The sequence below is a fragment of the Prevotella sp. KH2C16 genome, assembly GCF_900113305.1.
Classification (GTDB): Bacteria; Bacteroidota; Bacteroidia; order Bacteroidales; family Bacteroidaceae; genus Prevotella.
This window is the reverse complement of record NZ_FOOW01000037.1, coordinates 1-13,630: the sequence shown is the minus strand read 5'-3', so window position 1 is coordinate 13,630 and position 13,630 is coordinate 1. Positions and strand designations below refer to the sequence as shown.

12 protein-coding genes are annotated in these 13,630 nt (G+C 48.1%); 9 read left to right on the top strand and 3 right to left on the bottom strand.

Translation table 11 applies throughout. The features are described 5' to 3' along the window. The 9 genes from BM114_RS13555 to mobV all read left to right on the top strand — a co-directional run. On the top strand, nucleotides 1-299 hold a 299-nt coding region (locus BM114_RS13555), incomplete at its 5' end, for a transposase (protein ID WP_143089352.1). Next, on the top strand, nucleotides 292-1,908 hold the full coding sequence (locus BM114_RS13550) for a peptidase domain-containing ABC transporter (protein ID WP_092114236.1): 1,617 nt from the start codon (nucleotides 292-294) through the stop codon (nucleotides 1,906-1,908). The genes BM114_RS13555 and BM114_RS13550, both read left to right, overlap by 8 nt. A gap of 240 nt (nucleotides 1,909-2,148) precedes the next feature. Continuing rightward, nucleotides 2,149-3,345, top strand: coding sequence for a hypothetical protein (locus BM114_RS13545; protein WP_143089351.1), 1,197 nt, complete (start codon nucleotides 2,149-2,151; stop codon nucleotides 3,343-3,345). 346 nt (nucleotides 3,346-3,691) lie between these two features. Beyond that, nucleotides 3,692-4,948 carry an ATP-binding protein gene (locus BM114_RS13540; protein ID WP_092114232.1) on the top strand — a complete coding sequence of 419 codons (1,257 nt, stop codon included), beginning with the start codon at nucleotides 3,692-3,694 and terminating at the stop codon, nucleotides 4,946-4,948. A gap of 655 nt (nucleotides 4,949-5,603) precedes the next feature. Then, on the top strand, nucleotides 5,604-6,827 hold the full coding sequence (locus BM114_RS13535; RefSeq protein WP_092114230.1) for a site-specific integrase: 1,224 nt from the start codon (nucleotides 5,604-5,606) through the stop codon (nucleotides 6,825-6,827). Continuing rightward, nucleotides 6,824-7,213 (top strand): hypothetical protein, encoded by a 390-nt coding sequence (locus BM114_RS13530; protein ID WP_092114228.1) that lies wholly within the window; start codon nucleotides 6,824-6,826, stop codon nucleotides 7,211-7,213. The genes BM114_RS13535 and BM114_RS13530 overlap by 4 nt, the downstream gene beginning before the upstream one ends. A gap of 457 nt (nucleotides 7,214-7,670) precedes the next feature. After that, nucleotides 7,671-8,918, top strand: a complete 1,248-nt coding sequence (locus tag BM114_RS13525) for a primase-helicase family protein (RefSeq protein ID WP_092114240.1) — start codon at nucleotides 7,671-7,673, stop codon at nucleotides 8,916-8,918. Between the two features lie 11 nt (nucleotides 8,919-8,929). Beyond that, the gene (locus BM114_RS13520) at nucleotides 8,930-9,373 is read left to right on the top strand and encodes a hypothetical protein (RefSeq protein WP_255406542.1); all 444 of its coding nucleotides are present in this window, start codon (nucleotides 8,930-8,932) and stop codon (nucleotides 9,371-9,373) included. A 161-nt stretch (nucleotides 9,374-9,534) separates the two neighbouring features. After that, entirely contained in the window at nucleotides 9,535-10,932 is a 1,398-nt protein-coding gene (mobV, locus tag BM114_RS13515) for a MobV family relaxase (RefSeq protein WP_092114226.1), read from the top strand. A gap of 68 nt (nucleotides 10,933-11,000) precedes the next feature. On the opposite strand, the gene BM114_RS13510 is transcribed toward mobV, so the two are convergent. The 3 genes from BM114_RS13510 to BM114_RS13500 form a co-directional block, all read right to left on the bottom strand. Continuing rightward, entirely contained in the window at nucleotides 11,001-11,792 is a 792-nt protein-coding gene (locus BM114_RS13510) for a class I SAM-dependent methyltransferase (RefSeq protein ID WP_092114224.1), read from the bottom strand. A 110-nt stretch (nucleotides 11,793-11,902) separates the two neighbouring features. Next, nucleotides 11,903-12,379 carry a hypothetical protein gene (locus tag BM114_RS13505; RefSeq protein WP_092114222.1) on the bottom strand — a complete coding sequence of 159 codons (477 nt, stop codon included), beginning with the start codon at nucleotides 12,377-12,379 and terminating at the stop codon, nucleotides 11,903-11,905. A gap of 185 nt (nucleotides 12,380-12,564) precedes the next feature. Then, nucleotides 12,565-13,173 (bottom strand): Type 1 glutamine amidotransferase-like domain-containing protein, encoded by a 609-nt coding sequence (locus tag BM114_RS13500; protein WP_092114238.1) that lies wholly within the window; start codon nucleotides 13,171-13,173, stop codon nucleotides 12,565-12,567. Nucleotides 13,174-13,630 lie beyond the last annotated feature (457 nt).

Below are 13,630 nucleotides of genomic sequence, written 5' to 3'. Positions count from 1 at the left end.
ATACGCTTATTTGTAGCCTAAGATGCATATTTAGTAGCAAGGATATTAATCGGACTGCAGCAAAGGATAAACTGCATGATTGGTATCAGAAGGTCTCAGCATGCACTTTGCGTGAAGTGAAGGCTGCAAGGGATGCTATCAAATACAAGGAGGAAGAAGTACTAAACTACTTCATCAACAGATCAACTAATGCTCATGCAGAATCTCTAAACTCAAAGTTGAAAGGCTTCAGAGCACAGCTCCGTGGAGTACAAGACCTGCCATTCTTCATGTATAGAACGACGATGATCTTTGGATAACAAAATGTTATTGCCACGGATATTTGCAACTGTGCCGAAAAATCTCAATATAGTATATTTGATTTTATTGGCAGAAGTTGCTCTTCTTTCAGGAGGTACAATTATTGATTTCTTCCGGCGGAGAGTTTTCCTTAAGGTTAGCACACTTGTTGATATTTCGCTCATTTCTGATTTTTTTGTCAAGTTGATGAAACTTCCAATGAAATTCTTCTATATAAAACTTCCTGGAGATATTTTGCAAAGGATAGAGGATCATACCCGTATAGAGAATTTTCTTACAGATCAGAGCCCTAGGCTTGTGTTTTCTGCCTTTAATATCGTTACATTTGGTTTTGTCTTGGCATTTTATAGTTGGAAAATACTTGTAGTTTTTGTATTGGGTAATTTGCTGTATGTCCTATGGATTTTCCTTTTCTTAAATAAGCGTCGCATATTAGATTATCAATACTTTGAGAAACAAGCCAACCAACGAGATGTAGTTTATCAGATGATTACAGGTATGCCGGAAATAAAGATTCAAGGATGTGAGCGAAGGAAGCGGGAACAATGGAGAAAAGTACAAGAAGATATTTTCGGTATCAATCTAAAATCACTCACTTTAAATCAATATGAGGAAGCAGGAGGTATATGCATCACGGAACTGACCAATATAGTTGTCGTCATAATAGCAGCTACCTCTGTTATATCAGGAAGCATCACTTTGGGTGTAATGTTAGCCGTGCAAAGTATTATTGGTCAGCTCAGAGCTCCTATGGATGATATAATGAGTTTTATTTATCAATGGCAGGATGTTAACATCAGTATGGATCGTATTAACGAAATACATTCTATGAAAAACGAGGAGGAGGAGTATGGATGTATCAAAGATATAAACGATGTTAACATAGAATTTCACAATGTAAGTTTTCAATATGATTTATCCGAAGAAAAAAATGTATTAAACCATATTACGCTAAGAATTCCACAAAATAAGGTAACAGCTATTGTTGGTGCTAGTGGTAGTGGAAAAACAACATTGGTGAAGTTGTTGCTGGGACATTTCCTCCCAACAGAAGGTTGTGTTACAATAGGTGGCATAGATATACAGCATTTGGATTTGCGATGGTGGAGAAGCCTGTGTGGGGCAGTTATGCAGGACGGAGTTATTTTCCCGGAAAGCATAGCTCAAAATATAGGATTAACCGATTCTACTCAAGATGGGCAGAAGCTTATATATGCTGCAAATAAAGCTTGTATATTGGATTATGTAAATTCTCTTCCTCTTGGATTTAATACAATGCTTTATCAAGACGGGATGAATTTGAGTAACGGGCAACGACAACGCATTCTCATTGCTCGGGCGATATATAGAAATCCACGGTTATTTGTGTTTGATGAAGCAACAAATTCTTTGGATGCTAATACTGAATCGGTAATAGTAAGAAATCTTAAAACTGTTTTCCAAAACAAAACAGTTGTTGTTGTCGCCCATCGCTTAAGTACTGTGAGGGAGGCAGACAATATTATAGTCCTTGACCAAGGAAAAATAATAGAGCAAGGCAATCATGACGAACTAATATCAATAAAAGGCTATTATTATAGATTAGTGAGAAATCAATTGGAAGAATAGTATTATATTCTGATGCAAAAGTCAAGCATCGTGTTTCCGCTCTATGTCTTTGATTTGTGCCCTATGCTCCGTGGCTTCAGGTGCGGGGAACATTTAACAAAATAAATTAGTGCGATTGCTTGCGCGGCTCGCCGAAAAAGATTATCTTTGCGCTTATAGGAAGACACAGATGCCACGACCCCGCCCGGGCTCACGGCACGGGGCGGCGGACACCTTAATAATAATATAAACAGAGCAGCGATGACGATTTACATGAACATTGTGGGCCTGCGCTACTACGCCCTGAGGGATGACCGGTGGCAGGAGCTCTTCGACGGGCGCGGCAGCCTGAAGCCCGCTCTGTCGGGGCGCGAGCTGATATTGCGGCGCGCTGCGGGCGCAGCCGTCGACGGTGCCGTGGAAGCCCTCTGCGGCACGGAGCAGTGGGGCAATGTGGCCGACGACCAGAAACTCGTGGCCTCCTCCTGGCTCGAGGCGCAGGGGCTGGGACAAATCACGACGACCATCGTGGGTGGCGACTATGACATGCACGCCCTGACCGTGAGGGCAGAGCTGGACGGGCTGTCGCTCGCCGCAACCCCGAAAGACTTTGTAAAATACGAGGAGTGGATGCGCTCGGCCTCCGACCTCCCCACGCTCATGCCTACGGCCGCCGAGCAGCAGCTCGACCGCACGCTCTCGTCGCTGGAGTGGCTCGCGGGGCAGGGACGCTGGAGCCACGACGCATTCGCCGCCCTGCTCCCGCTGCTGTCTCTCGACCTCAGCGGCGATACGGCCCTGCGACTGCAACGGCTCCTGCCACAGCTCGACTCTGACGCCCCGCCCGAGACACGGCACGACGCCCACGCCCTGCGCTGCGCCCTCGTACACCTGGGGAGCACCGAGAGCCGGCTGGCATGGAAGGCTTTCTGGCAGCAGACGGCCGCCCGCTCGCCGCAGATGGACACGCTGCGCTGTCTGGCCCGCCATGCGGATGCCGCCCGGCTGGAGGCGCTGCTGCTCGCCTTTCCCGGCGAGGTGTTCGCCCTCATGGATGCCGACCCCGTGCTTGCCGTGGCACGCCTCCACTATGCCCGTCTGCCCCGTGCCGTGCTCCGCAAGTTTGTCTCGCTCTGGCTGCTCTGGCTCGACAGCGTGCAGCCCGCGGGGGCTGGGGAGCAGCCCGACCGCCCCGACCAGTTCACGGCGCAGCAGACGGCCATCCTGGCCTATTATCTGCTCGACGCGCAGCGCACGCTCTCCAGCGCGAGCCATCAGGCCGTGGCCGAGCTCTTCGCCCTCCTCTCGGGCTACAGGGAGCGCACCATCGTGCGCAAGCTCGATTTCCAGGCTCGCTTCGACTCGCCCCGCGTGCAGCAGGACCTCCACTTCGTGGCCTCGAAGGTGCGCCACCTCTTCCCCGAGGTCTATGCCAAGATTATGAGGGAGATGGAGTAACACCTCTCCCCAGCCCTCCCCCAAGGGGAGGGGGATGGAATAAGGAGTAAGGAGTAAGGAGTAGGGAAGAAGGAGTAAGGAGTAAGAATAATAGGATAGGGGAACAAAAGCCAACAGCTTTTATTCCCCTATCCTAAGTTTCCCCCCTCTGCAGGAGGGGGGCAGGGGGAGGCCTCCCCTTTCTTCTCCGCAATAACCAACCTGAAGTGATAGGATGTCCTATCCGGTAATCGAAAAAAACATCACTAAATGACAGAAATTTCGATTAGGACTTGGAGTTATGGCGGGGAAAACTTATCTTTGTAATCGGAAAAGACATCACCGGGTTACATAAATTTCGATTACGATGAAGATAATAGCGAGAAAAAAGTATCTTGACGAGCTTATATCATTGCGCCACAATGGCATGATTAAGGTTGTAACAGGAATGCGTAGGAGTGGTAAGTCGTTTTTGCTGTTTTATCTGTTCTACGACTACTTGAAATCCAATGGCATCCCTGATGACCATATCATCAAAGTTGACTTGGATGACTATAAGAACATATCCATGCGAAATCCCGACACGCTCTACTCTTATGTTATTGGCAATATCGTGGATAATGGAATGTACTATATCTTGTTGGACGAGGTGCAGATGGTTGAGCATTTTGAGGATGTGCTCAATGGATTTCTTAAGATGCACAATGTTGACATATATGTAACGGGAAGTAATGCAAAATTCTTATCCAAGGATATTATCACTGAGTTTCGCGGGCGTGGTTACGAGGTAAGGATATACCCTTTGAGCTTCAGCGAATATATGAGTGCCTACCCCGGAAGTGTACAGGCAGGCCTAAATGAGTATATGCTGTATGGCGGCTTGCCTCAGATACTGATGCAAGGCACGGAAGAACAGAAAGTACATTTTCTGCAGTCATTGTTTACCGAGACCTATATCAAAGATATCAAAGAACGCTACGATATACGAAAGGATGATGATTTGGAAGAGCTTATCAATTTGATGGCTTCAGGGATTGGTGCGCTCACCAATCCCAACAAACTGGCCAACACTTTCCTTAGCGAGAAGAAAGTCTCCATATCTTATGACACTATCAAAGACTATATAGACTATCTTTGTGATTCTTTCTTGGTAGAGAAGTCGACACGATATGATATCAAGGGAAAGAAATACATAAGCACTCCCTTCAAATACTACTTTATGGACTTGGGGCTGCGAAATGCGCGTATCAACTTCAGGCAGTCGGAGAAAAGCCACCTTATGGAGAACTTGATTTACAACGAATTGCGTATTCGGGGCTATAATGTGGATGTCGGGGTGGTGCCAGCGGTGTATAAGGATGCCGCCGGCCGGCAGCAGCGCACAAGTCTTGAGGTTGATTTCGTATGCAACTTGGGGAGTAAGCGTTATTACATACAGTCTGCTTTCAGGATGGAGACTGACGAGAAGGCAAGGCAGGAGCATCTCTCGTTGCTGAAGATAGATGACTCTTTCAAAAAGCTGATAATCCTTGGGGAAGAGACACCGGTAACAAGGGACGAGAACGGTATCACAACCATTAGTATTTACGATTTTTTATTGAGTCCGAACTCACTGGAGCTATAGTTCCAACCAGCCAGCCAATAGTGGCTCCCCCTGACCCCCCTCTGCGGGAGGGGGGCAGGGGGAGGCCTCTTTTATCCTAAGTTTTCCCCTCTGCAGGAGGGGGGCAGGGGGAGGCCTCTTTTATCCTAAGTTTTCCCCCTCTGCAGGAGGGGAAGAGGGAAAGGGAGAGGCTGTAGGAGAGTTTCATTTACTCCTTACTCCCTTACTCCTTACTCCCTTACTCCTTATCTTAATACGCGAGTTCGGGATAAGAAAAGCATTATAAAAGTTGGTAATCTCGCCAATATTTTGTACCTTTATAGGTGAAAATCAACAAGTTACAAAACAACCAAGCGATGATTACCAAGGACAAAGTTACAGAAAATCGCTGTAATATTTGCATAAAATCGGCAGTTTAACGCAATTCGGCTTGATTATTAAGGATATACGGTGTAAACCGCAGCAAATCCGCCATCTGCCACGAGGCAGGAAAATGCGGATTATAGAAACAGAAAGGTTTTCAAATCGTTACCCAAAGGCGGGCTAATTACCTCCTCCAAAAAGGAGAAAAACAGCGATTTTCCGTGCATCCGTTGCTGTTGCTTTGTTGCTCTATATTTTGCATAGCAGAGTTAGGCTCTTTCATGTTTAATTTTGCAACCAAAAAGAAAAGGCAATGGCAAGAAGCACATTCAAGGTGCTGTTCTATGTGAACGGCAGCAAGGAGAAAGACGGTATCGTCCCCATCATGGGGCGTGTTACAATCAACGGCACGGTGGCGCAGTTCAGCTGCAAGCGCACCATCCCGAGGGAGCTGTGGGATGTGAGAGGCAACAAGGCGAAAGGCAAGAGCAAGGAAGCCATTGCCACCAACCTCTCGCTCGACAACATCAAGGCGCAAATCATCAAGCACTACCAGCGTCTTTCCGACCGTGAGGCGTTCGTTACGGCGGAGATGGTGCGCAACGCCTATCAGGGACTTGGCAGTGAGTATGACACTCTGCTGAAAGCGTTCGACAGGGACTGCGCCTCCCTGCTCAAGCGTGTTGGCAAGGACAGGAGCATGGGGACATACAAGGTGATGCTCAGGGCGAGGAACAACACGGCGAGGTTTATCCGCCACAAGTACAACCGCAGTGACATGTCCATGATGGAACTCACCCCCGACTTCATCAGGGATTTCGCCGTGTATCTCAGCACGGTGAAAGGAAACAGGAACGCCACTATCTGGCTTAACTGCATGTGGCTCAAGGGCGTGGTGATGCGCGCGCACTTCAACGGCAAGATACCCAGAAACCCCTTCGCGCAATTCCATGTAAGCCCGAACACAAAGGAGCGTGAGTTCCTCACGGAGGATGAACTGAAGACACTTATGGCTCACGAGTTTGCCGACAGCCACTCCGCTTTCGTGCGTGACTTGTTCGTCTTCGCCTCCTTCACCGCCCTTTCGTTCGTGGACTTGAAGGAACTCACCACCGACGATATAGTGGAGGTGAACGGCGAGAAGTGGATACTTGCGAAAAGACACAAGACGCATGTTCCGTTCCAAGTGAAACTGCTTGATGTCCCCCTGCAAATCATTGACAGATACAGACCGTTCCAGAAGGACAACTCCATATTCGGGGACATCAACTACTGGACGGTCTGCAAGAGGCTCAAGAAGGTCATCGGAGAGTGCGGGATAACGAAGGACATCTCCTTCCACTGCGCAAGGCACGGCTTTGCGACATTGGCACTCAGCAAGGGCATGCCCATCGAGAGCGTGAGCCGTGTACTCGGACACACGAACATCGTAACCACGCAACTCTATGCGAAGATAACCACCGAGAAACTCGAAACAGACCTCTCCATGCTCGGCAGCAAGCTCAACGCATCATTCGGAAATATCAAGATGGCATGACAATGAAAGGGAAAGACATAAACAGCAAGGTCCGCCAGACAATCACGATGGACGAGCACGGAAACATCGTCATACCCAACGGCGAAATATGGATGGGCGAGTTTGAGATTGCCGACCTGTTTGGCGTGTTCGGACATACCGTCCGCACGCAGGTCAAGAAGATATACAGGGATGGACTGCTGCACCCCTGCACGGCAGAGAGGAACATCAGGGTGGCTGAGGGGCGCTGGCTTGATGTGTACAGCCTTGAAATGGTCATAGCCCTTGCGTTCCGCATCAGGTCGCAAAGGGCAAAAAGGCTTCGGGAGCATGTCATCGCAATGCTGACCGAACGGCACGAAAGGTTTGTCATGCTCCTTCCTGCACGGGCAGGCAGTCCTTGCTGAAACGCCTTGCCAGAGGTCTGTCCCCATAGACACAAGAGGGCAGACCTTTTTTTCTTTTGGTGGCTGGTAGGCAGGGATGGCAGCCAGTGACGAGTTGCATAGGACTGCCGAGAAAAGAAAAACACACCGAACACAACCACTTTTATTTTGATGAATTGATGAATAGGCATATAGTATAATTGAGTATCAAGTGATTACAAGCTCATCTATATATCATCAGACACTTGCATACGATGAAAGAAAAAGGCATTTTCCCTTTTGCAGCAACCCTCGACAAATCCTGCCAAATTATCCTCCTGTTCCCTTCAATTCTTGCTCTGCACCTCCCTGTTTTCCCTTGTTTTTATTCCATTCCGTTTTTCTTTCACCGTTCTGCACCATTCTTCACAAGTGGGTTTCGGAACGATGTCCGTAACTTTGCACGATGCTATATATCAATCATTTAAGCAAGAAGGAAATGAGTAAGAAAAACAACGGAGGGCTGTTGGAAGACACGCCCGAAAAAAGAAAAAAGGACGGGGCGTTCGTCCGTGTGGGAACGACACTCTACAAACTTGCAGACATGCCTCTTGTCGGAGGCGGTTTTGTAAGGAAGCGCATCGTGTGGAACAACGAGACGCTCCGTCAGGACTACGGCAGGGACTATCTGGCGACCGTCCCGAAGTATGACGGTTTCTGCACCGTCCCCGACCATGTGGACTATCAGCCCGTAATAGGCAGTTTCCTCAACCTCTATGAGCCGACGGGACACCAGCCGAAGCAAGGTGTGTTTCCCCATATAGAGGCACTGGCAAGACACATCTTCGGGGAGCAGTACGAACTTGGCATGGACTACCTGCAACTGCTCTACCTGCATCCCATAGAGAAACTGCCCATCCTGCTGCTCGTATCAGAGGAGCGCAACACGGGCAAGAGCACATTCCTCAACTTTCTCAAAGCTCTTTTCGGCGGCAATGTAACCTTCAACACCAATGAGGACTTCCGAAGCCAGTTCAACTCGGACTGGGCAGGGAAACTGCTCATCCTCGTGGACGAGGTGCTTCTCGACCGCAGGGAGGACAGCGAGCGGCTCAAGAACCTCAGCACCACCCTTTCCTACAAGGTGGAGGCGAAGGGCAAGGACAGGGATGAGATTTCATTCTTTGCCAAGTTCGTGCTGTGCTCCAACAACGAGCGTCTGCCCGTCATCATCGACACAGGGGAGACACGCTATTGGGTGAGGAAGGTGGGGAGGATAGAAAAGGACGACACGGACTTCCTGCAACGGGTAAAGGAGGAAATACCTGCCTTCCTCTATTTTCTCCAGCATCGCACGCTCTCCACGAGGAAAGAGAGCCGTATGTGGTTCAGTCCCGAACTCATCCGCACGCAAGCCCTGAGCAGGATTATACGGAGCAACCGCAACAGGACGGAGGTGGAGATGGCGGAAACCTGCCTTGAAGCCATGGACTGCATGAAAGCGGACGCTTTCTCCTTCTGCATCAACGACATGCTCCTGCTGCTGAACTGCGCAGGTTGCAGGACGGACAGGACACAGGTAAGGCGCATCGTGCAGGAAATATGGAAACTCGCCCCTGCCGAAAACACGCTCACCTATACGACATGCCAGCCGAACTATGACAACATGCGCCCATACACGGAGGTAAGGCGCACGGGGCGTTTCTATACCGTCGGCAGGAAGCAGTTGGAGGATATGCAGGGATAGGAACGGTGGAAATGATGAAACTCAACTTTGACAAGCGGCTTGATGAGGGCATGATGAAAGCGTATTGCATTGATTTTCAAATTATTGAAACAACATTCATCAATTCATCAGAAATTTCATCACTCCGACTTCGGTGGGAAACGGCAGTGACATTACAGGCGGAAACAGGACATGCAGGACACGCTGATATAAGCAGCAGAAAAAGGCAGTCACGGCAAGCAGTGCATTCAGTATTTCCAAGCATGCAGGGTGTTCAGACATTCGGGTGCAGTCCAAGTATGCCTTCGGAGAGGCAAGTCCAATCGGCTGCACCGATGGAGAAGCCCACGAGGGGGCTTCAGGTGCAAGGACAAAAGGGAACGGCAGGTGCAGGCACGGTACGGATATTTCCGCAGGTCGGAAAATACCGTAGCTTATTAGGGGATTTTCCTCACGCTTCACTTCGTGTCCGCTAAAAATCCCCCAATAAGCCAACGGGGCTGCACCCCTCTGGACATCCCTGCCAAGCCTGTCGGCATGAAGGAACGGGCAAGCCGAAACAAGTTTCATTTCTCCTCTCACCGATAAAATCAGGGATATAAAATACAAAGGACAACAACTATAAAACGAAAACATCATGGGATATTGTGTATTGCATTTAGAGAAGGCAAAGGGAGCCGACAGCGGAATGTCGGCACATATCGAGCGCACCATCGTGCCGAAGAACATAGACCCCACGAGGACGCATCTCAACCGTGAGTTGGTGAAGTTTCCCGACGGGGTGCGCAACCGCACGGCAGCCATACGCCACCGCCTCGATACGGCAGGACTGAAGCGCAAGATAGGGAAGAACCAAGTACAGGCAATCCGCATCGTGCTGAGCGGAACGCACGAGGACATGGCACGGATGGAGAACGAAGGCAGACTCGGAAAGTGGTGCGATGACAGCGTGGCATGGCTGAGGGAGACCTACGGGACGGACAATCTCGTGTCGGCAGTCCTGCACATGGACGAGGAAACACCGCACATCCATGCCACCGTAGTGCCGATAGTGCAGGGCGAGCGCAGGAAGCAGAAGAAGGAAGAGAACGCAAAGCGCAGGTACAGGACGAAAGCACCTGCCCCACGCCTCTGTGCCGACGAGGTGATGAGCCGTGCCAGCCTCATCAGGTATCAGGACACTTACGCTGAGCATATGGCAAGGTACGGGCTGAAAAGGGGTATCAGAGGGTCAGTCGCCAAGCACCTGTCCACGCACGAGTATTACCGCAGTCTTATCACGCAGGGCGAGGACATACAGGCGAGCATATCCACCCTGCTGGCAAGGGAGGCGGAGGCACGGCGCATCATCGAGGAAGCGGAACAAGCCAAACAGGTAATCGGCGAAGCCGCTTGCGCAAGGCAAGAACTCGCACGCATCAAGGCGGAGACAAAGACGGTAGAACTGAAGAACTCCGCCACCAAGACCGCCACCGCAGCACTCAACGGCATCAACTCCCTGCTGGGTGGTAATAAAGTAAACAGGCTTGAAAGCGAGAACAGGAAGTTGCACGGTGAGGTGGCGGAACTTAAAGAGAGCATCGGACAGATGCGCACGGACATGCAGGAGATGAGGGACAGCCACACCGCCGAACTGTTGCGGGCATCGGAGCTTCATCAGCGTGAGGTCTGCAATCTGAGGCGCATCATTGACAAGGCGAGGGAGTGGTTTCCCATGCTCGCAGAGTTCCTCAGGATAGAAAGGCTTTGCCGTTCGGTCGGATTGTCGGAGAAACACACAGACGAACTCTTGCAAGGCAAAGTACTCGTCGTTACGGGAAAACTGCGGTCGGACGAATACAGGCGTTCGTTCACCGTTGAGAAGGCTCGCCTGCAGGTGGGCAGGGAGGAAAGGGACGGCAAGACCGTACTCGACCTGCTCGTGGACAGAGTGCCGATTGCCACATGGTTCAAAGAAAAGTGGGAAAGGTCAGTCCAGCGTCTTCTCCCAAACTCAAACAGGGTACATAAAACAAACCATGGGCGAAGAATGTAAAAAAGGGCATATAGCAAGCAACAACATGCTCGTTATACCATTCTTCTGCGTCAGTATTATGGCTGTAGCTATCTCTGAGCAACAAGAGAAAACAGTATCGGTATCATTCCTTCTTTATCTTTTATATGATACTTTCCTTTGTCTTCTTCCATATTTCCAAACAGATTAAAGGGCGAATAATCGTATTCCTGAAAATCGACTATGCGCAGACCGTTCTGCAGCAGACCTTGAAAGACTTTGTACAAACCGTGATTCCAAGTTATCTCTTTGTATTCTCCACCTGTCCCAGAAGTGTCTGCATAGGTTTCAGAAACACTTATATAGGGTTCTTCCCTTGAATAAGCGGACTCTATCATCTCAAACCGCGTGTCAAACATCCATAGAATTGGATGAAACTCTACCATCACAAACTTTCCATCTGGTTTTAGATACCTTCTTATAATAGCTCCCCATTCCTTGAGATTGGGGAACCAATTGATGACTCCGTAACTTGTAAAGACGATGTCGAACGAATCATCCAGATACTCGGGCAGGTCAAAAAGATTACAGCAGACAAACTTTGTGTCAGATCTTGATCTGTCTGCAAGCAGTCGGGCCTTTTCTATGGCTTCGTCCGAGAAGTCCACTCCTGTAACCTTAGCCCCCATACGGGACAGGGAGATTGTATCCAGCCCGAAATGACACTGCAAGTGCAAGACTTTCTTACCCTCTATGTTTCCGAGACACTCCAATTCTATGGAATTGAGTGACGACTTTCCTTCCAAGAAACCTTTGACATCGTAGAATTGCGAATTAAAATGCTCCTCAGTCTTTTGGTTCCAACTGCTCCTATTGGTTTCTATAAAATTATTTCGCTCCATTATTCGTCAATTATTTTTTCTACATATAATACGCATAACTATAAGAAAATTGTGAATTCAATTTTCTCAATGACAGATTCTCATCCTACTATGATGCGTTTTGGTAAGTTTCATTCTTTTCGCCCAAACACAGCAATAGAAGCATATATTATCAACAAAAGCATATTGATTCCACCTAATATATCTTCTGTCTGCTTCTTGCTTAGGAACTCAGCCGCAACTTGAGCAGATTCTTTATGCTGATAGGCAAGATCGGATACTTGATGTGCTAATGGGATGAGAAGACCCTGGCCAATCAAGAGTACCATTCCAGCAATAATTAGCAGTGCGATGTACTTCCTCTTTCTTTCGCACACATATAACAAACAGCTGGCAATAAAGACAAGCCAGATTCCTGGTTGTGTAGCAAAAGACATGATGCTGTCAATGAACTTCCGCTGCCAGAAAAAGAACGCTGCATTTTGGGATTCCGAGCTGAAATTCATCGCAACAAAAGCAACGATACTACCCAGTGCCATACTGAAACTTACCAGAATCAGGAACAAAGCCCAGTTCTTGATTACCATTAAAGTGGATTTCTGTTTCATGATTGTCTATGATTTGTTGATAAAGCTATTATTCATCGGGACGTAGATTATTCTATGCTAATATCGCATGTTTCCTCCATTGGAGTATAAAGTTGCAATGCCTGTTTTAAAAGGTTTAAACTCGTTGTCCTTTCTGTTAATAGTTGATTTTCCATAATCGAGGTTTGTTATTTATAGAATCTGTGTCACTTTTGCCGTATTGTCACGCTATCTCCCACAACGACAATGGCTTGCTGGTTTGTGATGGGTTTCAACGGCAAATTTATGTATCTCCGCACGGCCAATTGTGTTTCTTTTTCAAAAGGAAAACTGCCAAAATGCGGGACGGGATAGAATTCCACGATATTAAGCCCCTTGAAATCCGAGGTCTGTGAGGGAGGGATGTCCATCTCTTTGGCATATTCGATGCTGGGAGAGACAACCATTGCCCCTGCCGATTCTCCGATATACGGCTTGCCGTTCTTCACTTGTTCAGCAATCAATTTGTCCGTCCCTGTCTTTCGGAGTTCCTGCATGAGGAAGAATGTGTTGCCACCCGAAACATAGATATAGTCGCAGTCTTCCAGGCACCGTGCAATTTCCTTCGTGTCGTGCCGTGTAATTTCCAATTCGTTCACGACAAGCCCAAGGGAGTCAAGTGTCACTTTCCCATCTTCAACATATTGGGTATATTCTTCGTGGATACTTGCGGTTGGAATGAATGCTACCGTCTTTCCTTTCAATGGAACAGAAAAAGACTTGGGCAGAAGAGAAGCCACATCATGAAAAGATGAGCATAAAAAGAGTTTTTTCATTGTAACATTATGTTTTGGTGAATGAGGAGATGAGTTATCAGACATCATGGCATATATAGCCCAGATGAATGCAAGAGAGGATGCCGTAAAGAGGATAGTCAATAATTTATGCTTCATTATCGTCTTTATTTGATGTAGACAAAGATACCTATAATTCTCTGAAAAGAAAGCATCTGCACCTTAAAAATTAGTGCAAAATTTTGTCGGATAACAAAAAACAAGTAACTTTGAAGCCGAAAAAGAGTTTCAAATGCAAGCAGAATATAGTATATCATAGCAAATGGAACGGTTGCCAAATCGTTACCCGAAAATTCGCCGATTGCATGGAACTCCCTTGTATAAAGGATTGTCGCTTTTCTATCCAAAGTTACAGAAATTTTCTGTATTATCGATGAGTTTGACAAGAATTTGAATGCAGAACTGGCCCAAAACCTCCCATTGCCCTCTCATGATGGCG